Annotated in this window: 15 protein-coding genes; 3 read left to right on the forward strand and 12 right to left on the reverse strand. The window is 72.8% G+C overall.

All coding sequences use genetic code 11. The features are described 5' to 3' along the window. Window positions 1-24 precede the first annotated feature (24 nt). A complete protein-coding gene (locus ACFYW8_RS14900) occupies window positions 25-795 on the forward strand; it encodes a succinate dehydrogenase/fumarate reductase iron-sulfur subunit (protein ID WP_365874630.1) in 771 nt (256 codons plus the stop codon). A 67-nt stretch (window positions 796-862) separates the two neighbouring features. On the opposite strand, the gene ACFYW8_RS14905 is transcribed toward ACFYW8_RS14900, so the two are convergent. Beyond that, window positions 863-1,189, reverse strand: coding sequence for a hypothetical protein (locus tag ACFYW8_RS14905; protein WP_389073331.1), 327 nt, complete (start codon window positions 1,187-1,189; stop codon window positions 863-865). Window positions 1,190-1,434: 245 nt separating this feature from the next. On the opposite strand from ACFYW8_RS14905, the gene ACFYW8_RS14910 reads away from it, so the two are divergent. Continuing rightward, window positions 1,435-3,012, forward strand: coding sequence for a hypothetical protein (locus tag ACFYW8_RS14910; RefSeq protein WP_389073335.1), 1,578 nt, complete (start codon window positions 1,435-1,437; stop codon window positions 3,010-3,012). 81 nt (window positions 3,013-3,093) lie between these two features. Here the strand turns inward: ACFYW8_RS14910 and ACFYW8_RS14915 are convergent, their stop codons facing one another. From ACFYW8_RS14915 to ACFYW8_RS14940, 6 genes are all read right to left on the reverse strand, one after another. Beyond that, window positions 3,094-5,790: a SpoIIE family protein phosphatase gene (locus ACFYW8_RS14915; protein WP_389073340.1), complete on the reverse strand. Its 2,697-nt coding sequence runs from the start codon at window positions 5,788-5,790 to the stop codon at window positions 3,094-3,096. Between the two features lie 248 nt (window positions 5,791-6,038). Further along, window positions 6,039-6,446: an ATP-binding protein gene (locus ACFYW8_RS14920; RefSeq protein ID WP_389073344.1), complete on the reverse strand. Its 408-nt coding sequence runs from the start codon at window positions 6,444-6,446 to the stop codon at window positions 6,039-6,041. Window positions 6,447-6,574: 128 nt separating this feature from the next. After that, a complete protein-coding gene (locus ACFYW8_RS14925; protein WP_389073349.1) occupies window positions 6,575-6,985 on the reverse strand; it encodes a (deoxy)nucleoside triphosphate pyrophosphohydrolase in 411 nt (136 codons plus the stop codon). 45 nt (window positions 6,986-7,030) lie between these two features. Further along, window positions 7,031-7,213 carry an SPOR domain-containing protein gene (locus tag ACFYW8_RS14930; protein WP_365874642.1) on the reverse strand — a complete coding sequence of 61 codons (183 nt, stop codon included), beginning with the start codon at window positions 7,211-7,213 and terminating at the stop codon, window positions 7,031-7,033. A gap of 409 nt (window positions 7,214-7,622) precedes the next feature. After that, window positions 7,623-8,375: a GntR family transcriptional regulator gene (locus tag ACFYW8_RS14935; protein WP_365874644.1), complete on the reverse strand. Its 753-nt coding sequence runs from the start codon at window positions 8,373-8,375 to the stop codon at window positions 7,623-7,625. Between the two features lie 148 nt (window positions 8,376-8,523). Further along, complete coding sequence (locus ACFYW8_RS14940; RefSeq protein ID WP_389073360.1) at window positions 8,524-9,816, reverse strand: DUF4190 domain-containing protein; 1,293 nt, start codon at window positions 9,814-9,816, stop codon at window positions 8,524-8,526. 149 nt (window positions 9,817-9,965) lie between these two features. On the opposite strand from ACFYW8_RS14940, the gene ACFYW8_RS14945 reads away from it, so the two are divergent. After that, window positions 9,966-11,072, forward strand: a complete 1,107-nt coding sequence (locus tag ACFYW8_RS14945) for a threonine synthase (protein ID WP_365874648.1) — start codon at window positions 9,966-9,968, stop codon at window positions 11,070-11,072. Window positions 11,073-11,191: 119 nt separating this feature from the next. On the opposite strand, the gene ACFYW8_RS14950 is transcribed toward ACFYW8_RS14945, so the two are convergent. From ACFYW8_RS14950 to ACFYW8_RS14970, 5 genes are read right to left on the reverse strand one after another with little or no spacing between them, the layout of a single operon-like run. Further along, window positions 11,192-13,726: a VWA domain-containing protein gene (locus tag ACFYW8_RS14950; protein WP_389073367.1), complete on the reverse strand. Its 2,535-nt coding sequence runs from the start codon at window positions 13,724-13,726 to the stop codon at window positions 11,192-11,194. A gap of 12 nt (window positions 13,727-13,738) precedes the next feature. Continuing rightward, entirely contained in the window at window positions 13,739-15,637 is a 1,899-nt protein-coding gene (locus tag ACFYW8_RS14955) for a DUF6519 domain-containing protein (RefSeq protein ID WP_389073370.1), read from the reverse strand. A gap of 12 nt (window positions 15,638-15,649) precedes the next feature. Beyond that, complete coding sequence (locus ACFYW8_RS14960) at window positions 15,650-16,189, reverse strand: hypothetical protein (protein WP_365874654.1); 540 nt, start codon at window positions 16,187-16,189, stop codon at window positions 15,650-15,652. 11 nt (window positions 16,190-16,200) lie between these two features. Continuing rightward, a complete protein-coding gene (locus tag ACFYW8_RS14965) occupies window positions 16,201-20,196 on the reverse strand; it encodes a hypothetical protein (RefSeq protein WP_389073377.1) in 3,996 nt (1,331 codons plus the stop codon). Then, window positions 20,193-21,797: a baseplate J/gp47 family protein gene (locus ACFYW8_RS14970; RefSeq protein ID WP_365874658.1), complete on the reverse strand. Its 1,605-nt coding sequence runs from the start codon at window positions 21,795-21,797 to the stop codon at window positions 20,193-20,195. The genes ACFYW8_RS14965 and ACFYW8_RS14970 overlap by 4 nt, the downstream gene beginning before the upstream one ends. Window positions 21,798-21,799: the final 2 nt, after the last annotated feature.

Here is a 21,799-nt window from a genome sequence, read left to right on the forward strand (position 1 = left end):
GCGGTACGAGGAGGCGCGGTACGCGTGAGCAGCTACGAGGCCCGCTTCAAGGTGTGGCGCGGAGATGTGAAGGGCGGCGGCCTGAAGGACTTCGAGGTCGAGGTCAACGACGGCGAGGTGGTGCTGGACATCATCCACCGGCTCCAGGCCACCCAGGCCCCCGACCTCGCCGTGCGCTGGAACTGCAAGGCGGGCAAGTGCGGTTCGTGCTCGGCGGAGATCAACGGGCGGCCGCGGCTGATGTGCATGACGCGGATGTCGGTGTTCACCCGGGAGGAGACGATCACCGTCACGCCGCTGCGCGCGTTCCCGGTCGTACGGGATCTGGTGACCGATGTCGGCTTCAACTACGACAAGGCGCGGGAGGTGCCCGCCTTCGTGCCGCCCGCCGGGGTCGGGCCAGGTGAGTACCGGATGATGCAGGAGGACGTCGACCGTTCGCAGGAGTTCCGCAAGTGCATCGAGTGCTTCCTGTGCCAGGACACCTGCCATGTCGTCCGTGACCACGAGGAGAACAAGCCGGCGTTCGCCGGACCGCGCTTCCTGATGCGGGTGGCGGAGCTGGACATGCACCCGCTGGACGCGGCGGCGGACTCCGGCCTGGACCGCAAGCGCACGGCCCAGGAGGAGCACGGCCTCGGCTACTGCAACATCACCAAGTGCTGCACGGAGGTCTGCCCCGAGGGCATCAAGATCACGGACAACGCGTTGATCCCCTTGAAGGAGCGGGCCGTCGACCGCAAGTACGACCCGCTGGTGTGGCTGGGCTCGAAGATCGGCAGGCGGCGGACCTAGGAGGGGCTCCAGACAGGGGCGGGGCGGGGGCGACGGCGTCCCCCGTCCACGCGCCTCCTGCCGGTCATCACTCCTCGGTGTCCGGCAGGACCACCTCGCGGCCGCTCGGGCGCTGCCCCATGATCTGGGCCGCCTGGCCCATGACGAACAGGGCCATCCCTCCCAGGGCGTAGGACGTAAGGTCGGCGTCGGGTCCGTGGAACGGTCCGAGGAACATGAACAGGGCCATGCCCCCGGCTCCGGCGACCGCGCCCCATCCCCACAGCTTCGGGCGCACCACCCGGCCGCGGAACCACGGCGGAAGCCAGTACATCGTGATGGCCGCGATCCCGAATCCGGCCTGCGCGGCGACGGCCAGCGCGGCAAAGCCCACCAGATACCAGTGCCAGTGCATCGGTCCCCTGTTCCCCTGTTCCCCCGCGTCCCCCGTTTGGTACGCGGCCCGATCATGGCATGCGCGGCCACGACGGGCATCCCCCCTTTCCGCGGTGCGCCGCCCCGGTCTCCGGTCTTCGAGGGCGCCCGGATTCAGGGCTCTCGCACCCCGTCCGTACGCCCCCGTATCTCCCGTACCCCGGGTGCCGCCAACTCCCCGTATACCGGTCGCGGAGGTGCTCGAACGGCCATACGCTCCCAAATGTGACGTCGTCCCCGAGTCGAAGCCGCTCGCGCCGGGCCCCGTCGCCCATGGCCGTGCGGGTGGCGCACGCCGCGCTCGGGGGGCTGGTCGCGGTGGGATGGCTGGTGCTGCCGCTGGCACGGGCGGGGGCCGACGATCCGGCGACCGTGGCGCGGAGCGCGGGGGTCACCGCTCCGCCCGTCGCGGCCCCGCGGGAGGGGACGGCGACCGGCGATCTCGTGCCTCCCCTGGTCGCGGTCGGCGCCGCGGGGGCGCTGGCGGCGTACGCGTACGCGCGCCGCAGACGGCGGGCGACGACCCGGACGACACCCGGCGGCGACCCCGAGATCGTGCCCCTCCACGAACTAGGCCGACAGGCCGGGCAGTTGCTCGTGGAGATCGACGACTGCGTACGCGTCGCCGGCGAGGAACTCGGCCTCGCCGCGGACCGGTCGGCGGGCGACGCGATCGAACCGTTCGCCTACGACCTGCGGCACGCGGAGGCCGAACTCGCCGTGGCCTTCCGGCTGCGGCAGCGCCTCGACGAGGCGGAGGCGGGCGGCGCGATCCCGGCCGAGGACGACACCAGGGAGGTTCTGGAGGAGATCATCGCCCGGTGCCAGGACGCCGGGCGGCGGCTGGACGCGGCGGCTCCGGGGTTCGACCAGATCCGGGCGCTGGAGCGGAACGCGGCGGCTGCCCTGGAGTCCGCCGAGACCCGCTTCCGGGACGTCTCCGCGCGGACCCCGGCCGCCGGGGCCACGATCGCCGACCTCCACAAGCGGTACGCCCCCGTCACCTCGCTCCCGGTCGCGGGCGACGCCGAACAGGCCAAGGACCGGCTCGTGTTCACCACGTTCCATCTCGACCAGGCGCGGCAGTACGCGGACCGGGGCGACGGCGCGAAGGCGGCCGCCCATCTACGGGCGGCCGAGGGGGCGTTGGGGCAGGCCGCCGACCTGGTGAGCGGCGTGCATCGACTGGCGGGCGAACTTGCCTCGGCGGCAGCGGAGTTGCCCGTGGCGCTCGCCGCGGTGGAGACCGTCCGGGATGCGGCCCGCGGACACGCGCCGGACGGTTCCACCGGACTCGTAGCCCGGTTGGGGCACGCCGAGGCGCTTCTCGCCGGGGTACGTCATGAGACGGCGGCCGGGCCGTACGACCCGCTGGACGCGCTGCGCCGGGTGATGGAGGCGGCCGCGGGCCTCGCCGGGGCGGGGGGCGGCGTCGTGCCCGACGGGCGCGCCCACACCCTTCTCACGGCCCGCAGCGCCCTCGCCGGGGCGTCGTGCTTCATCGGCACGCACCGCGGGGCGGTCGGCAGCACGGCCCGGACCCGGCTGGCCGAGGCGGAACGGCTGCTCGGGCAGGGGTCCGCCACCCTGTCGGAGGTGCGGCGGGCCGATGACCTCGCCCGGGAGGCTCGACGCCTCGCCGAGCGGGACGTACGGGCGTACGGCAATCCCGCGGGTGGGCGCGGGGGCGCGGGAGCGGGCGGCGCGGTGCTCGGCGGGATCCTTCTGAGCGACGGCGAGGGCGGCCCGATGAGCTACGGCGGCCCGCGCACCCGGGGCCGCCGGGCGGCCTTCTTCACGTGAGCGGGCGCGAGCCGGGAAGACCCCGGTGGCCCTCCGCCCTCAGCCCTCCGCCCTCCGCCCTCCGCCCTCCGCCCTCCGCCCTCAGAACAGGCTGAGCAACGCCTCCGCCGGGTCGGTGAGCCCCGTCTCCCCGTCCGGCAGCGGGAGTTCGAACCACACGGTCTTCCCGCGCGGGGTCCGGCGGGAGCCCCAGCCGGCTGAGAGCAGGCCGACGAGTTGCAGGCCCCGCCCGCCCTCGTCGGTGTCACGGGCGCGGCGACGGCGCGGCTGGACGAGCCCGGCGTCCCAGACCTCGCAGACGAGGGTGCGGTCGAGCAGCAGCCGCAGCCTGATCTCACCCTCGCCGTAGCGCAGGGCGTTCGTCACCAGTTCGCTGACCAGCAGTTCCGTCGTGTCGACGAGCGGCTCCAGGCCCCAGGCGACGAGCTGCGTGCGCGCGTACTCACGGGCCCGTCCCACGCTGCGCGGCTCGCGCGGCAGGGTCCAGTCGCCGACGGAGTCGGCGGGCAGCCCCTGGACGCGTGCCATGAGCAGGGCGATGTCGTCCTCGCCGTGGCGGGTGTCGAGCGTGTTGAGGACGTGGTCGCAGACGTCCTCCAGCGGCCTGGAGGGATCGGTGAGGGCGCCGACGAACGCCTGGAGGCCCTCGTCGAGGGGGTGGTCGCGCGATTCGACCAGTCCATCCGTGTAGAGCGCCAGCAGCGCGCCTTCGGGCAGTTCGACCTCCACCTCCTCGAAGGGCTCGCCGCCCACCCCGAGCGGCATCCCGGGCGGCACGTCGAGCATCAGCGCGGTCTCGCCGGGCTCTACCAGCACGGGCGGCAGATGGCCCGCGTTGGCGAAGGTGCACCGGCGGGTCACGGAGTCGTAGACGGCGTACACGCAGGTCGCGAGGTACACCTCGGAGAGGTCGGCGTCGCGGGGCTGACGGGCCGTACGGGTGGCCTGCTGGACACCTCCGGGGGTGCCGAGGCCGCGGGCGATCTCGTCCAGCGCCGAGAGGACCTCGGCGGGTTCGAGGTCGAGCAGGGCCAAGGTGCGTACCGCGGTGCGCAGTTCACCCATCGCGACCGCGGCGCGCAGCCCGCGGCCCATCACGTCGCCCACCACGAGGGCCGTGCGGTGACCGGGGAGTTCGATGACGTCGAACCAGTCGCCGCCGACCTCCGTCGCCGCGTTGCCCGGCAGATAGCGGCACGCGATGTCGAGGCCGGAGGCCTCGGGGTCGCCCGGGGGCAGCAGGGACCGTTGCAGTATCAGGGCGCGTTCGTGCTCGCGGCGGTACAGGCGCGCGTTGTCGATGCAGACGGCCGCACGGGCGGCCAGCTCCACGGCGAGGGCGCGGTCGCGTTCGCCGAACGGCTCGCTGCCCTTCGTGCGGGAGAACTGGGCGAGTCCCACGACCGTGTCGTGGGCGACCATCGGGACCGCGAGCGTGGACTGGATGAGGCCGCCCTCATCGGCGGGGATGTGCTGCGGCCGTGCGGTGCGCAGGGCGTCCGCGCAGGGCGAGTTGAACGGGAAGTGGTGGACGGCGCCGACAGCGACGGGCGCCGGACCGCCGACGAAGGGGGTGTCGGAGACGGCGCTGGCGAAGGCGACCCTGCGGAGTTCGGCACTGCCGTCCGCGAGGCCCGGCGGGGCCTCGTCGCCGGCCACCAGACCCTGGTACAGGTCGACCGTCGCGAGGTCGCAGAAGCCGGGCACCACGACGTCGAGGAGTTCGCGTGCGGTGGTCTCCAGGTCGAGGGAGTTGCCTATGCGGGCGCCCGCCTCGTTCAGAAGGGCGAGATTGCGCCGTGCGGCGGCCGCTTCGCGGGCTGCGGCCCGCCGGGAGGTGATGTCGGTTCCGAGCCAGGCGATACCGATGGGGCGCCCGCTGCCGCTGTGCACCCGGTAGAGGTTGATGGACCAGTGGCGGCGCTCGTCGGAGCCGGGCACCTGCCCGGTGACGTGCATGTCCGTTATCGAGTCGCCGGTCTCCAGGACCCGGCGCAGGATCGCCGTCACCCGCTCGGCCTCGGCGCGCGGAAGATAGTCGTGGACGCCCTTGCCGCGGTGGTCGTCGACGCCGCCGCCGAAGATCGAGGCGAAGCGCTGGTTGGCGCGCCGGACCCGCAGGTCCGTGTCGATCAGCAGGAATCCGAACGGAGATTGACCGAAAATCGCCTGCGAGGCGGCGAGGTCCGTCTCGATGGTGCGCAGCGTGCGGACATCCACGACGATGCATACGGCGGCCCGCTCACCGTGCTCGGTCGTGGTCGGCATCACATAGATCTCGGCGAGGCCCTCCGCGCCCCCGCGGTTCTCAGCCCCCTCCCCGGCGTCGTCGGAGGCGGGCATCCGGAAGGGCACCAGACCGGTCCACTCGCGGCCGTCCAGGATCTCCGCCATCTTCCGCTGACCCGACTCACGCCGGTCGGCGGGTACGAACGCCTCGACGGGATCCATGCCGACGGCCTGCTCCGCGGAGATGCCGAAGATCTGCTCGGCCCGCAGACTCCACTGGTCGACCAGCCCGTCGGCGCCGATGGAGAACGAGGCGGCCTTGATGTAGTCGTAGATCGAACCGGGTGGGCTGCTCTGCCACATCGCGTCACCCGGCATATCGCCGACGGCGTCATCGGCCAGGTCGGCCACCGCGCCGTCGGCCTCTTCGCCCATGGTCCCGCTCGCGGCCTCGCCGGGAACCGCGCGCGGGAAATCGACCGCCGCATCAGCCCTCGCGCCGCCCGACGGGTCCTCGGACTCCGTGGCCTTCGCTGGTATCTCGCTCACGCGAACCGTCCCCTCCAGCTCACCGCGTCCGGCACCGGTCACCGGGGGCGGCTGCCCGCAGTATCCAGCACTACGGCGCCGCACGACACGGTGTTCACGATCACAGCACGGTCCCGATGGTTTTTGGACCGGCCGCGACATACTCCCAGTCTTCTAACCAGGTGACGCCCGGTCGAATCAAACAAGGCGACACCCGTCGGGGTCATGATCCGGCCGGTCGCCGCGCGGTCGTCGGAACCGTCCGCGTCTCAGCCCGGCACGGCCAGCTCGAACCAGACGGTCTTGCCGGTGTCCGCGGGCCAGGTGCCCCAGCGTCTGCACGAGCCGGCAACGAGCTGGAGTCCGCGGCCGCTCTCGTCGGAGGTGTCGGCGGCCCGTTCGCGGGGAGGGTCCGGCAGCGGGTCGGAGACCTCGACACGGAGGGCGCCCGGCACGTCCTCGGGACGTACGAGGCGGACGCCGATCGGGCCGGTCGCGTGCCGGAGCGAGTTCGTCACCAGTTCACTGACCAGCAGCGCGGCGATGTCTCCGAGCGAGTCGAGCCCCCACTCGCGCAGCTGTCCCCGGACGACGGCACGGGCGGTGCGAACGGCACCGGGCTCCGCGGGAAAGGTCCACTCTGCGCAGTCGCCTTCCGTGTCGATCAAGCCGATCACTTCCCAGACCAGGAACCCACCAATGTCCGGTTTCGTGGGATTAATGGGCACATACCCGGTATCAGGGAAGCTTTACCGCACCCGGGGGCACACTATGGCGCGAACGGCGTACGAATTCCGCACCCGGCTCATCGCGCGCCCGGGTCGAGCCACCGCAGTGCGCCCTTGACCGCCGGTACGTCCTGGTCCAGCCAGTCCACGTCCCAGACCTCTTCGGGAGTGAGCCAGCGCAGCTCGTCGTGATCCTGGAGAGCTCCGGGTTCGGCCGAGCCGGGCAGCAGCCGGGCGGCCCACACCACGAGGACGTATCCCGGCTTCAGGGGCCACTCGCCGGGGACGCGATCCAGCGCTTCCGTGTCGACGCCGAGCTCTTCGCGCAGCTCGCGCACGAGGGCGCGCTCGGGGGTCTCGCCTGGCTCGACCTTGCCGCCCGGCAGTTCCCAGCGCCCGGCGAGTTCGGGGGGTGCGCTGCGGCGGGCGGCGAGCAGGCGCCCGTCGCGCACCAGGGCGCCTCCGACCACCACGATCCGTTCCGTCATGCGCCGGAGCCTACGGGAGCGGGGCGGGATCCCGGACGGGATGGATCACCGGGTTCCGTTCTGCCCGATCCGCTCGACCCAGTAGAGCTGCCTGTGCCCTCGGTCGTCGAGGCTGTCCGCGATCTTCTCGGCCTCGGCGCGGGTCGCGTACCTGCCCACGCGATAGCGGTTGCCGTTGTCGTCCTGCCGTATGACGAGCCAGGGAAGAGTGATCGTGCTGTCGTTCATCAAGCCCCTCCGCTTCCCGCCCCAGGCCCCCGTCGAACCCCGCATTCCAAGGAAACCGCAATCCGCATATGCCCGAGCCTACGCCTAACCTTCACGCAGCGAACACGGCTTTACACAAAGAGGTACGCAACCGGCCAGTAAGGAACGGCGACCCGGGGGGCGCACGCTGTCCAACACGCCGCCCACGACTCCCCGCGCGCCCTCGAACTGGGCGAAGAGCCCGCACGGCCCGCCACTTGAGAAAGGCCAGATTCCAACCGGGGCCACCGGTGGTTCCGTCGAGGAACGGACAGCCTCGTCGAGGCACCGGCGGTCCACACGGGGACCGCCGGTCAGGGCGCGCACCCGAAGGCCGGACGCCCTGCCCCGGCGAACGGCGCGGGAGGTGCCGTACGAAGGTGACGCGTGGTCACTTCACCGGCAGGTGGTAGGCGATGCGGTACCGGTCCGCCGGGACCACCACGTCCGCCGTCTCCACCGGGCGGCCCGAGGCGTAGAAGGTGCGCTGGATGACGACGACCACATGCCCGGGTACGCCACCCAGCGCGATGAGCTCCTCGGCCAGGCCGGGGCGCGCGCCCACCTCCTCGGTGACGTTGTCCACGATCACGTCGATGGCCGCCATGCGTTCGACGACGCCCATGCCCGCGAGCGGGCCCTCCTCGGGGAGCATGACGGGCGTACGCCCGGTGACGGCGAGCGGCTCCCACGAGGTGGAGAGCATCACCGCCTCGCCGCCGTCCCGGTAGACGTAGCTCGTGCACATCACGCGGTCGCCCGGCTGGATGGCCAGCCGCTCGGCGATCGCGCCGCTCGCCTCGACCTGCCGGCTGTGGGACTCCCAGGTGCCGCGCACGCCGAGGTCGGCCTGCTCCTGGCGGAAGGGGGTGGCGCCGTTGTCCGGCCGGTATCCGGAGCGGGCCACGCGGCGGGGCACCGGCCGCTCCCGTACGTAGGTGCCCGAACCGGAGCGGCCCTCGACCAGCCCCTCGGCCATGAGCACCTTGCGCGCCTCCAGGGCGACCGTGTCCGAGACGCCGTACTCCTCGCGGATTCTGGCCTGCGAAGGGAGCCGGGTGTGCGGTGGCAGCGAGCCGTCGACGATCTTCTTGCGGAGATCACCCGCGACACGCAAGTACGCCGGCTGCTCACCGAAAGTCACTTGGCCGCTCCCATCAGGTTGTACAGACAGCAACAGCGTGGCAACCGTGGGTTGTGCCATGCAAGCAAAGGCCAGAGAATCACTCGATGTGATGACGCAAGCCTCTTGAGGGCATTACGCAGGCACTTTCTCCCCACTGTGGCCGCCGTCACACCTCCATTCCGCCGCCGCCTTCGCCACCGCTACCGCCGCCACCGCCCTCGTCGTACTTCGGCGGGGTCGTGGCGAGCCCCAGGGCCTTGCGGGTGGTGACCGTCTTGTCCGCGTCGATGAGTTTCACGGCCTTCTCGTAGTGCGCGTAGAAGGTGTCCGCGTCCCGCGCCTCCGCGGCCTTCACCCACTCCGTCCGGGACCGGTCGAGGTCCTTGACCAGGGCCGCGACACGCTCGCCCGCGGCCGGGGCGAAGGTGTGACCGCGAAGCAGGCCCGCCTGCGCGGTGAGCGCCCCCGAGACCCTGGTCGCCCACTTCTTGTGGCCCGCCAGATCGTCCTCGACGTACGCCTTCTCGGGCGCCGAGTCCATCGCCCTGTTGAGGATCCGCGCGGCCTTCAGATAGGCGAGCTGGTCCGCGTCGAGCGTGGTGGCGTCCTTGCGCAGCGAGCCGGTCAGAGCGGTCCGCTCGTCCGCGTTCCCGAACATGCAGGTGATCTCGCGGTCGCCGAGGCGCCAGCTCTGCCGGGTCGGCGTGAAGTAGTAGACGTCGACGTCGTCCGGGACGGCCCAGGCGTCCATCGCGTACGTGTCCACGAGCGCGTAGCACGTGTCGCCGGCTTCGGCGGAGACCGCGGAGTCGCCGGGGTAGGAGTCGCCGTGCGCGGTCGTCTCGGCGAACACCTCGGCGTCGTGCTTCCCGGTACAGGGCACCGTGTCGACGTCGTAGGCGAGGCCCCGCAGGGTGTCGCCGGGCGCGTCGAAGCACTCGCCCTTGTGCAGGGAGAACGTGCTGCCGCTGCCGCCCGCCCCCTCCTTGACGCCGCCCCAGAAGTCGCCCGCTCCCCCGGTGGCGACCATGAGCGCGAGCAGGGCGACACCGATCGACGACATCACCATGCCGCCCACCGCCATCCCCTTGCCGCGCTCGCCACGTCTCCTGATCTGGACGAGCGCCACGATCCCGAGCACCAGTCCGACGGCGGGCACGAAGCAGAGGATGCCGAGAACCAGCGCCGCGATCGCGAACCCGTTGATGGGCGCGGGCCTGTTGTACGGGGAGTAGCCCTGGCCCCAGGGCTGATAGGGGCCCGCGTACGGGGACTGCTGGTACGGCCCCTGCTGGTACGGCCCTTGCTGGACGGGGCCCTGCTGGTAGGGGCCCTGGGGGTACGGAGCGTGCGGATACGGAGGCGGGTGGGCGCCGGGCGCTCCCGGGGTCCCCGGCGGCGTCCCCGGCGGGTACTGCCCCTCGGGCTGCTGCGGGCCGGGCTGCGGGGGTATGGCCACGAGTTCCCTTGCTCCTCATCCACCTACGGTGGAACGTACGAACGACTGTCGAATGGCTGCGCGCATCGTAAGCGCGACACGGCACGGCCATGACAGCGGGCGTCCGCTCGTGACGCTCCGTCACGCCCCGGCGCGTCTAGCCTGCGCCTATGACTCCACTGCCGGACTGCTTCTGCCCGACGGACGGCACCCGTGTCCCCGCCGGCTCGCTCACCTGGTGCTGCCCGGTCTGCCATGGTCCGCTCGATCTGGACTTCGCGCCGACGCCGGCTCCCCTCACGTCCCTCGCGGGAAGGGTGAACTCGCTGTGGCGGTACGCGGAATGCCTGCCGCTGGCCGCGCCCACGGTCAGCCTCGGCGAGGGCCGCACTCCGCTGGTCACCCTCGGCGAGGGCGTCTCGGCCAAGCTCGACTTCCTGATGCCGACCCTGTCGTTCAAGGACCGCGGGGCCGTGCTGCTGGCCGAGCTGGCGCTGCGGCTGGGCCCCCGGCAGGTGCTCGCGGACAGCAGCGGCAACGCGGGCACGGCAGTCGCGGCGTACTGCGCGCGGGCCGGGCTGCCCTGCACCGTGTACGTCCCCGAGGGCACCTCCGCGAAGAAGCTGGAGCAGATCGAGGCGCACGGGGCGCGGCTGCGCGTGGTCGAGGGCGACCGTGAGGCGACGGCACGCGCGGCGCGCGAGGCCGCCGGGGAGGACGGCGTGTTCTACGCCTCGCACGTCTTCAACCCGTACTTCCTGCACGGCACGAAGACGTACGTCCACGAGCTCTGGGAGGACCTCGGCGGACGCCTGCCCGACGTCGTCGTGGTGCCGGTCGGCAACGGCACGCTGCTCCTCGGCGCCGCCCTCGCCGTGGCCGAACTGCACGCGGCGGGACTGATCGACCGCAGGCCCGCCCTGTACGCCGTCCAGTCCGCCGCGGTCGCCCCGCTGGCCCGTGCCTGGTCCGAGGGCGCCGACGACCTCGTCGGTGTCACCCCCATGGCACCCACGTTCGCCGAGGGCATCGCGATCCCGCGTCCGCTCCGGGCCCGCCAGATCCTGCGCGCGGTCCGCGCCTCCGGGGGCGCCTTCCTGACCGTGACGGAGGACCAGATCCGCCACGCGCAGACGGATCTCGCGGGGCGCGGGCTGTACGTGGAGTCCACGGGGGTGGCCTGCTGGGCGGCGGTCCGGGAGGGCGCGCTTGGCGGGCGGGAGGCCGTGGTGCCGTTGTGCGGGGCCGGGCTGAAGACGGGAATGGCTCGGGCGTGATCGCACGAGCCTGATCACGCGGGCCTGATCACACAGGCCTCATCACGCGGGCCTGATCACGCGGTGGCCTTCGGCCACGCGGCCGGAGCGGGGATCCGGGCCGCGTGGCCGCGGCTGTGTCAGTCCGTGGCGTCGATCGGCTTGAGCAGCGTGCCCGCGGCGCGGACCGAGACGACCGGATGCTGGTTGGCCTTGAACAGGATGACCCGCTGATAGGTCCCGTCGGTGAACACCGGCGCGGGCTGGTGGTTGAGGATCTGCTCGAACATGCCGTCCTTCAGGGCGAAGACGACCTCGTCGTCGTGACCGGGGCCCAGCCGCTCGTGCCGCACGTCCTGCGGTGTGATGGTGATCCTCGTCGCCCGCAGCCCGCTGGGGTGGTGGAGGACGCGTTCGGTCCTCACCCTCGTCGTGCGGGCGTCGACCTTCACCCCGGCCACCGTCGAGACGGTGAGCTGGCGGTCGAACCCGTTGCCCTCCGGGTCCTGGCCGTCGGCGAAGACCTTCCAGCCGTACGTGCCGGCCTTGAACACCCGGCTGAACGTGTTGGTGTAGTCGCCGGTGCCGTCCTTGTCGTGCAGGAGGTCGGTGCCGTCCGCGAACAGACCGGGGGCCTGGTGGCGCGGCCACCGGGACCAGCCGTTGTGGCGCATCAGGTCGATGAGGCGCTGCTCGGCCGGCGGCGGGACGTCCCTGCCGCCCGGGTTCGCCGGTGCCGTGGCCGCCGGCGGCGGGGTCGCCGACAGCGCGGCCGCCGAGAGCGCCTCGCCCATGCCCACGGCGGGGGCGTCGAGTTCGGCGCGGACCACGGCGCCGAGGACGGGTGCCGCGTCACGGCGGATACGGACCGTCAGGACCATGTCGTCGCCGGTCAGGTACGCCTGCTGGTCCAGGGTCAGCTCGGCCTTGAGGTGCAGGTCCTCATAGAGCAGCACCTGGTCCGGCGTCAGTGCCCGCGGCGCCTTGGTGGTGTCGTCCAGCAGGCTCACCCGCCATATGACCTCCCCCTCGGGCAGCTTGTCCGGCGCGCCGACGGACAGGGCCTGGTCCGTCGGCGACACGTTGGCTTCGGGCACCGTGACGGGCGGCGGGACGAACGCGGAGCCGTTCCACAGGTCGAGCGCGATGGTGCCTTCCGTCGGCGGGACGATCACCGAGAGGACGACCCGGTCGGCGTCCGTGGTCCTGACGTAGACCCGGCCGGTCTCGCTGAGGATGGGGTCGGGCGCCTTGTCGCTCGGGACGGGCCGGTTGACCTCCTGGGAGAAGTGCAGCATGTCGGTGAACACCCCCGGCAGGCCGGCCGGGTCGAGGACGTTGGTGAATCCGGTGTCGGTGAGTTTCCTGAGCAGGTCGGCGTCGATGGTCGAGCCCAGGCCGATGACGTACATGCGGGCGGCGGCCAGGATCGTCTTCTTGGCGCCGATGACGCTGGTGAGCGCCTCGACCGTCCCGGGCGGCGCGTCGTCCGGGACCTTGTCGCCGATGTAGTAGTGGCCCGCGTTCTGGAGCCCGTCGGTCATACAGACCAGGGTGAAACGCCGGTCGCCGATCGGGCCGGCCCTGTCGAGCAGGTCCAGGGCGGTGAACAGGCCGTCGCCGATGTTGGTGTTGTCGGCCGGCTGTCCCAGGTCGAGGGTGTTGATGTCCTTGCGCGCGTCCGTCAGTGCCGTGAGCGGCATCGCGATCCCGACCTCGTCGGAGACCGGCAGACCGTGCCAGCCTCCGGGGTCGGTGAACGTGACGATGCCGATCCGGTCCTGGTCGTTGACCCCCGCGCGGGCGTCGGCGATGAGGTGGACGAGGGCCCGGGTGGCGATGACCGCGTTGGTCCACTTCTCCTCGTTGCCCATGCTGCCCGAGCGGTCCAGCACCAGCACGATGTCCTGCGGACGGTGGCTGATCGTCAGTTGCCTGGGCTCGCTCACGTTGGTGAGGAACCCGTCGGTGCCGTACGAGGTGGTGAGGGTCAGCGGGGCCGCGATGGTCCTGTACACGCCGGGAAGCGTCACGTCGAGCGTCGGGGTCGGGGTGGTCTCGTCCATCGGAAGGATCGCGAACTCGGCGTCGTGGTGCCAGAAGTAGCTCGGCGTGAACGCGCCCGGCGGCAGGTTGTCGGCCCCGAGCACGGTCGGCTCGCCGGCCACGCCGGTGGCGTCGTCGGCCATCAGCGTGATGTGATCCTGTTCCAGCGCCGTCCCCGGGTCCTGGACGACCGCGCGCGGGTCGCAGATCACGTAGTCGACCAGGGCACTGGTGTCGGAGAACCGGATGTCCCACTGGTTCGGCGCGGTCCGGCTGCCGCGCAGGGTCCACGGGGAGCCCAGGGAGCCGAGGGTCTGGTTGGTGATCCGGCAGTTGACCAGGACGGTGTCGGTATCGGTGTCCGGCGGACTGACCGTGACCCCCAGGGCGAAGTCGCCGACCGTCACCTCCTGGCCCGGCGGGACGGTCAGCAGGTTGACCGGAGCGTTGCCGGTGAGGGTGAGTTCGAGGATCGGGTCGGCGGCGGCCACGCCGTAGGTGATGTTGACGGCCTTGGTGACCCCGGCGCCGATGTCCTGGTGGAAGTGCAGCACGAAGGCCTTCGCGGCGCCGACCGTGTAGGAGTTGGTGGCCGGGACGGTGGACCTGGTGATGTGTGGCTGTGGCATGGAACGCCCTTCTCAGATGGCGGTGATGACCCGTCGTGCGAACAGGTCGGTGTTGGTGGAGCCGTTGCGGTCGTTCGCCCAGACGGCCCAGATGCCCTGGCCCGGGACGGGGACCGCGGCCGGGAACCCGTCGTTGCCCGTGCTCGGGGCCAGCCGCTGCGGCGCGGTCCAGTCGCCGCTGGCCGCGTTGCGACGGCGTACGACGACGTGGTTGGTGTTGTCGGAGAACTTCCGGGTGGACAGCAGCCAGACGGTGCCGTCGGTGTCCTGGACCGCGGCCGGTTGGCTGTCGTTGGCGTCGGTGCCCGAGATGGCGGCCGGACCGCTCCAGGTGGTCCCGCCGAACGTGAGCACGGACAGCCCGCTGCCGCTGTTGTAGAACACCAGCGCCGACGTGGCGCTGAGCGCCAGGACGTGGATGTCGGTCGCCTGCCCGGTCTGCTGCGTAGTGCTGCTGACGGTGTTGGTGACCGGGTTGAGGAGCAGCGCGGTGAGCTTGGTGCCGTCGTGGAAGGCGATGAACACCACGTTCCCGGCCGACGCCGTGTGCACGGCCCGGCCGCCGGAGTTCGTCGCCAGCTGCACCGGCGCGGTGTCCGGGAAGGAGTTGTCGGTGTGCTTGTAGCGGAGGTAGGACCATTTGTCGGTGCTGCTGCCCGACTGGTCGAAGACGAAGACCACGAAGTCGCCCGCCAGGACCGCCTGTATCCGCTGGTCGGCGACGTTGGCGGTGGCGGCGATCGTCACCTCGCCCGCGCCCGCGAGGGAGGCCAGCGGCCCCCGCTTCAGCTTCAGGTCGGCGTTCGGGTCCTCGGTCGCCGCGGTCTGGTAGGCGACCAGGAAGTCCCCGTTGGGCAGCATCAGCGCAGACGGTGCCGCGTGCACTCCGCCGGTGGTCAACGGCGTCGCCGGGACGCTCGTGAGGCTCGGGTTGGTCAGGTCGATCCGGGCCAGGGCCACCTGGCTGGTGCCCGACTGGCCGGACTGCCACACGATCACCAGACCGTTCGCGTTGTCCAGGAACACCGACTTGCCGAGCAGGTCGGTGCCTGGACCGTTGGCGACGGCCACCTCCCCCGTGGTGGGCAGCTGGCCGGCCAGCAGGGCGTTGATCGCGGCGCGCAGGCTGATCAGCGGACGGTTGACACCGCCGCGGTAGTCGAACGGGTCGACGCCCACGGTGTCGGCGATCAGGTGCGCCGGCGGAAGCAGCAGCCGGCGCTGGCGCTTGTCCACGATGTTCGTCGGCGCGATGAGGGCGGTGGCGGCCGGGCGGGTGAGCCCGGCGAGCGCGGTGTAGGAGTGCCCGGCCAGGAAGTCGGACGACCCGGCCGCGGGCACGGCGGCCCCCACGCGCACGACCCACTCGCGCTTGATCCGGGCGCACGACTCGACACCGAGCGCGGGCAGGATCAGGTTCGGGTCGTCGTCGGGGGTGACCAGGTGCTCCCATACGTCCAGGTAGGCGACCAGGGTCGTGGCCGCGCCCGGGGTGGTGAGGGCCGGCACGACGGGTACGCCGAGCTTCGCCGCGAGGGCCGCGGCGCCTGACCGCGACGCGTGCAGCGGCTGGGCCGAGAACGCCAGATCGGTCGTGATCATGACGTCCAGGCCGTCGACGATGATCCGGCCGGTGTGGGCGAGCGCGGTGTCCAGCTCGCCGCCGCTGCCCCCGGCCGGGGCACCGGCGCCGATGGTGAAGTCGTTGTTCAGGCCGCCGGTGATCTGGAACCCGTTGGTGCCCTCGGGCACGCCGTCGCCGACGTACCACTTGAGGAACGCCCTGAGCTCGAACTTGCGGACGTCGTCCAGCTCGTTGAGGTCCGAGTCGACGATCGGAACGCCCTGCTGCAGCCGCACGTTCACGTACCGCAGCAGCGGGTGGAACGTGCTGGAGGTCATCGAGGCCATGGGTTCTCCGCTTCAGAACGTCAGCCAGACGGTCCGCTGCAACGTGCTCGCGGGATCCTTGGCGATGACGGGGTGGGTGACGTAGTTGACGAGCACGGTGGTCCCGTCCAGGCTCGCGATCAGGCCGAACTCACGCAGATTGCCGCTGACATGGTTCGCGTCCGGCCAGTTCGGCACGCTGGGCCCGAGGGTCGCCTGGATCTGCAGCCGGTTGGTGGGCGCGGCGGACACGGCCGCGGAGTCGAGGAAGTCCATCCGCAGGTCCGCCGCGGCCACGGTGTGCGGGTGCGGGTCGACCAGCGCGGTCTGCGCGACGCCGGCCGGTGGCGGACCGGCGCCGTCCCACTGGCTCAGCCCGGCGCCGACCCGCAGGCCGAGCAGCCCGCTCGACCCGGGGGTGCCGCGCAGCATGGTGGCCAGCAGCCGGCGGCAGTCCCCGACGATCGTGTTGGACCGCCAGCCGTGGTCCCACACCACCCGGCCCGCGGCGTCGTACAGGACGTCGCGGTACTGACCGTTCAGCTGACCGGCCGGGTACTCGCTTGCGGACATGTGCGCTCCTCCTACCGGAACGGTGGCCACCAGACGCGTCGGCGCAGGGTGGTGGGCTTGGTGGGGTCGACGGTGACGCTCGTACCGTCGGTGGACAGGAACACCTGCCAGCCGGGCAGGGCCACCGCGGTCTCCTCGGCGATCCGGAAGACCTCGGCGATGGGGTAGTCGTCGCTGAACGCGTCGGCGAGCTCGTGCCCCGCCGGGAAGACCAGCTCCTCCAGCGGGCCCGAGCCGAGCACGACGACGGCCCTCAGGTTGACCGGCAGGAACCGTTCGAGAAGCTGTCGCAGGCGGTCGGCGTCGCGCTGCGCGAGCGGTCGGCCGGTGGGCCCGCGCTCGACGTAGAGCCCGATCGTGGACGTCGTGTAGACCTCGTCGGCGGCCAGGGCGGCGCCGTCCGGCCGCTGCGGCGTGTAGTCGAGCAGGTCGCCGAACTGCCGGGTGCCGCGGTTGCGGTCGAGGTCGGCGAGGGTCGCGGTGACGGTGCCGGCGAACCGGCGGACGGACGCCTCCTCCGGCGCGCGCCGGCCGGCCTGGCCGGGGCCGGGGCCGGGCACACCGCCGCCGAGCCGGCCGAGACCGACGTTGCGGTCGCTGCGGAACAACAGCCACGCCGTGCCGTCCGCGAGCGTGACCGGTGCCGGGTTCGCGTCCGAGGACGGCCCGCCGGTGACCACGGTGGGCGCCGACGGGCTTCCGGCGGCGTCCAGATCGGCGGACCACAGGCGCGGGCCGCCGCCCCGGTCGGAGCGGAAGTGGACACGGGCGGCGCCGCCCGGCAGCGGGGCGAGCGCCGGTTCCCGGTCGGTGCCGGTGACGCCGGTGACGGCGGTCGGCGCCGACCAGGCGACGGAAGGGAAGTCGAGGTGCCGTACGACGATCCGCCAGCGGTCGTCCGGGTCCGCGTGGGCGTGCCGGACGGCCGACGCCAGCCAGAGCCGGTTCCCGTCGCCGGTCAGGTGCGGGTCGCGCTCGCCGGGGCCGTCGGGGGCGAACCAGCCGGGAGCGGACCAGGAACCGCTCAACGCCCGGACCGGGGTGGCGAGTCCGGGCACGGTCCGCCACGAACCGGCACCGTCCAGGAAGGACAGACCGGCGGCGGTGCCCGCCCAGACGGTGCCCTGGTCGACGAGGACGGCCCGGCAGTCACCGCTGGGCAGACCTTCGGCGGGCGTGTGCACGCGGATGTCGCGCGCCGACCGGATCTCGATGAGCCCGGCGGCGGTCGCGGCCCACACCGGTCCCGCGTCGTCCGCCCGCGGCAGCGGGTTCGCCGCCGGGGGCGCCGGCGCCACCTGCCGGACGTCGGCCGTGGCACCGAGGTCCACGGTGCGCACCGAGGCGTCGGCGCCGACGCGGGCGACGCCGTGCGCCAGCGCCGTCCACAGCGAACCGTCCTGGGCCGGTGCCGCGTGCCGCGTCTCCGTTCCGGCCAGGAACGTCGTCCAGGTGCCCGCCGGGTCGAGCCGGGACAGGCCCCCGCCCGTGGCGAACCACACCGCGCCGGTGATGTCGGCGGCGATGTGCCGCACGTCGTCGCTCGCGAGTCCGCCCGTCGTCGCGGTGATCACCTGCCACGAGCCGCCCGGCGAGAGCGCGGCGGCGCCCGCCCCGTGGCCGAACCACACCGTGCCGGACGGGTCCACTGCCACGGTCCGCACATCGGTGGTGGAGAGGCTTCCGCCGGTGCTGCCCGGCGTGAACAGGGTCGTCGTCCCGTCCGGCCGACGGACGGCGCCCCCGGCGCCGGTCGCGAACCAGCTCGACCCGTCGGCGTCGACCGCGACGCCCCGCACGTCCGCCGACGGCAGCCCGGTGAGCGAGGTGAGCGCGCCGTCCCCGGCCAGTACCCGCACCCCGCTCGCGGTGGCGATCCGTACCCGGCCGTCCCACCGCAGCCGGTACAGCCGCCACCCGTCGAGCCGGCCCGCCCAGCACAGCCGTACGGCCCCCTCCGGGTCGAGTACCGCGGTGCAGTCGGCGTGCCGGCCCGCCGGTACCGCCGGGATGTCCGTGGCGGCGGCCCAGTCGATGTCTGGCTGCCAGCCGCCCCGCCCGGTCAGCGCGCGGTCGCCGAACCCCAGTGCCCGGGCCGCGGTCGAGGCGGCCAGATCGGCGCGCAGCGAGACCCCCGGTCCGGTCGAGGTCGTGGCCAGGGCCAGCGAACCGTCCCCGGCGACAGCCGCGGTGACGCCGGTGAGCTGTGCGTTGAACGCGGCGGTGACCTCGTCCGCGCGGGCCGCGGACGGATCGGCGTAGTCGGCCGCGCGCACGGTGAACCGCTCGGTGGCGCCGTAGCCGGTGAGGGTCAGCACTGTGCCGGCGGTCAGCGCGTACGGGGCCGACGCGTCGCCGCGCAGCCGGGCCGGCGTCGGCGCGGACGGTGTCCCCAGCCGCCAGCGCAGCCGTGCCGCACCGGTGTCCGGGTGCTCGACCCAGGCCAGGCCGAGCCGGCCGTCCGGCAGCGCGACCGGCGCGGGTTCGGCCTGCGGCGCGACCGGCTGGGGTTCGACCACCCGGGTGTCCGCCCAGGCTCCCCGGAAGTACGCCTTGAGGTGCAGCCGGGGGACCACGCCGCCGGCGCCGACGGTGGAGGCGTGCGCCGTCCACAGCCGGCCGGCCGTGTCGGTGGCGGTGCCGAGCCGGCCGCGGGCCGCGCCGTCCAGCGAGACCAGGCTCGCGGCCGCGGTACGCACCTCGATACGGGACGCCTCGCCGGTGAGGCGCGACACGAGCCGCACCGCGCCGCCGGTCCCGTCCGCGCGCAACTCGCCGATGTCCCGGTTCACGACCGCCGCGACCTCGGCGGCGGTCGCGGCGCCGAGGTCGGCGAAGTCGGCCGGGCCGAACGTGAGGGTGACGGGCAGACCGCCGTCCGGCGCGATGGTGACGGTCATCCCGGTGCGCAGGGCGAACGGCTCGGTGGCCGCGCCGGTCAGCACCGCGTTGGTGGTGGCGGTACCGGTCGCGACGTCGTGCGGGGCGGTGAGACCGAGCACGGCGGACGCCTCCTCGGCACCCCACCACGCCCCGTCGCGTCGCACGGCGGCGAAGAGATTGCGCTGCGGGGGCGTCCCGGCTCGCGCGACGTGCTGGGAGAACTCGGCGATCCGGGTGGACCAGCCGGTGTAGAAGTCGACGAGGCTGCGCAGTCCGGGGACGGTGCCGACGGAGTCGTAGAGTCTCGGCGCGGTGCGGATCTCGTTGCGCTGCCGTGCCAGGTCCGTGTCGGCGGTCAGGTCCCAGCCGACCCACTGGGACAGCAGGGGCAGGAACCGGCTGTCCACGTCCGATACGGCGCGCAGTCCGCGCAGGTTGTCGGCGGAGCTGCGGATCGCGTCGACGGCGGCGCCGTACACGTCCACGAAGCGGCGTAACTGCCCGCCGTTGGTGCCGGCCTCGGGAAGCAGGCCGGTGGCGGCGTCGGGCACCCGGGTGACGGTGTCGTGACGCCGGTACACCTCGGGGATCAGTTCGTAGAGCGTGCGGTGCGCGCCGTGCACGTCGCCGGGGGTGGCGACGGCCCGCATCGGCCGGTCCAGGGCCGGGCTGTCCAGCTCGTAGTAGTACGGCGTACCGGCGTCCAGTTCGCCGCGGCCGACGCCGCCGACGTCGAGCAGGTCGAGTTCCAGGCGCAGCACGGCGCGATCGGCGCCGAAGACGGTGCGGGTGACGAGCCGGAGCACCTCACGGGACACCGCGGCGGCCGTCTCGGTGACGGTGACGGTCCGCTCCCGGACCCGCAGCGCGCCGGCCGCCCTGTCACTGTCCGGCAGATCGGTCACGGTGAGCGCGCCGGGCACCGGTGCGGGCGGGAACGCGGCGCTGTCGTGGAGCACCCAGTGCGCGCCGCTGTCCGGGAACGCGAAGTCGCGCGTCTTGCGCCGCACGGTGACCGGTGGCGCGTCGAGCACGGTCTCGCCGGTGTCCGGTGTGAAGGCCCAGCGCACCCAGATCCGTCGGCCGATCAGGTCGGCGCTCGCGGTGAACGTGTCGATCCTCATGGCAGTGTCGTCCGTACGGTCACGTCGAGGGTGCCGGGGACGGCGATCTCGAACTCGCCGATGTCGATCCGCCCGTCCGTGGCCACGTCGAGCGAGACGGCGTCGCGCAGGAAGGCGGGCAGTTCGGCGAGCGGGGGCAGGTTGTGCCGCGCCAGCTCGGCGTCGACGTCCGGCGCGGGCCGGTCCTGCCGGCGAAGGCCGGTCACGGTCGCCGCGAGGACCCCGGGGACGGACTCGGCGGCCGCGAACACCTCGCTCTGGAACAGCGGCCGGCCGAAGTCGACCCGGGAGAACGACAGGAGCGCGGTGATCGCGGCCTCGACCTGCCCGGCCACCGCGTCCGTGACGAACCGCTCGTCGACCAGCAGTTCGACACCGATGTCCACGGCGACCGGCTGGGCGTCGAGCACCCGGACCAGACAGCCGGCCATGCGCTTGTCCTCGAAGTAGCCGACGAGCCGGTTGCGCAGCGCTTCCGGTACCGGGACCAGGGTGTCCCCGGCGGGCGCGACGAACAGGTCGATCCGGTTCGAGGAGACGCTGCGGGCGCGGACCTTGGCCACCGTGCCCGTGCTGTGCGCCAGCGCCTCGTAGTCGCTCGCGGTCACCGCCCGGTTGGTGGACCGGAACGCGAACGGCGCGTACCGGGCTGCGTGGTCGGAGCGTTCGGCGTCGCTGCCGCCCGCCGCGGCGGCCTCGTTCACCACGGCCTGCAGCGTGTCGATGGTGGTGAGCGCGGTGGTGACCGTGCCGGCCGCGAGGTTTCCGGCGGTGCCCTGGCAGACCCGGTAGGAGGCGCGGACGTTGTTCGGCCCGGCGGGCGGCACCCGGCCCGCGCCGAAGACGGCGTGTCCGATCCCGTCGGCGTCGAAGAGGAGCTGGTAGTAGCGCGCCTCCGGGTGGGAGAACACGGCCCGCCCGTCCGGGGCGATGTCGAAGAGCAGGCTGTCCCGGCGGTCCCAGGTCACCCAGCCGGCGCCCTCGTTCACCTCGACGACCACGGACTCGACGACCACGGACGCGTCGGGCAGCGCGAAGGACTGGCCGGCCTCGCCGGTGGACGAGCCGATGAGCACCGGCCCGGCCGTGCGGCTCTGTTCGACCGGAAGTCCGTCGTAGCGCACCACCGGTGTGCCGTCCGTGCCGACACCCGGGCGCAGTTGGTCGGAGAGGAGAACCAGGTCCAGGTCGGGACCGAGGTAGGTGAACTCGACGGCGGCGCCGCCCGGCGGCCGGGCGGCGAACCGCGCGCCGCCGGGAACGGTCACGGTGCGCGCGCCGGCCGGCCGGGGGAAGGTGAGCATCAGGTCGGCCATCGCCGGCGCGGCCGGGGTCAGCTCGTAGCCGATCAGCCGCAGCAGGTCGACGATGCCGGCCCGCTCGGTGGCGGTGCCCGGGAACAGTTCGCCGGCGATGCGGTCCTGGTAGTAGAGCGTGATGTCGCCGACGTAGGCGAACAGGTCGACGAGCAGCATGCCGAGGTCGGCGGGGCTCTGGTCGGTCCACTCCGGCAGGCGCTGCTGGGCCAGCCGGAGCATCGCCGTACGCAGGGACGCGAAGTCCTTGTCGGTGTAGTCGATCGCGGGTGCCGGTGTCGTCATCG

The organism is Streptomyces sp. NPDC002742 (genome assembly GCF_042888885.1).
In the GTDB taxonomy this organism is placed as follows: Bacteria; Actinomycetota; Actinomycetes; order Streptomycetales; family Streptomycetaceae; genus Streptomyces.

Excerpts from the sequence above, each read along its gene's own strand:
- ACFYW8_RS14905 (WP_389073331.1), bottom strand. The coding sequence starts at position 1,189 with ATGCACTGGCACTGGTATCTGGTGGGCTTTGCCGCGCTGGCCGTCGCC.
- ACFYW8_RS14925 (WP_389073349.1), bottom strand. The coding sequence starts at position 6,985 with ATGACGGAACGGATCGTGGTGGTCGGAGGCGCCCTGGTGCGCGACGGG.
- ACFYW8_RS14930 (WP_365874642.1), bottom strand. The coding sequence starts at position 7,213 with ATGAACGACAGCACGATCACTCTTCCCTGGCTCGTCATACGGCAGGAC.
- ACFYW8_RS14945 (WP_365874648.1), top strand. The coding sequence starts at position 9,966 with ATGACTCCACTGCCGGACTGCTTCTGCCCGACGGACGGCACCCGTGTC.
- ACFYW8_RS14950 (WP_389073367.1), bottom strand. The coding sequence starts at position 13,726 with ATGCCACAGCCACACATCACCAGGTCCACCGTCCCGGCCACCAACTCC.
- ACFYW8_RS14955 (WP_389073370.1), bottom strand. The coding sequence starts at position 15,637 with ATGGCCTCGATGACCTCCAGCACGTTCCACCCGCTGCTGCGGTACGTG.
- ACFYW8_RS14960 (WP_365874654.1), bottom strand. The coding sequence starts at position 16,189 with ATGTCCGCAAGCGAGTACCCGGCCGGTCAGCTGAACGGTCAGTACCGC.
- ACFYW8_RS14965 (WP_389073377.1), bottom strand. The coding sequence starts at position 20,196 with ATGAGGATCGACACGTTCACCGCGAGCGCCGACCTGATCGGCCGACGG.
- ACFYW8_RS14970 (WP_365874658.1), bottom strand. The coding sequence starts at position 21,797 with ATGACGACACCGGCACCCGCGATCGACTACACCGACAAGGACTTCGCG.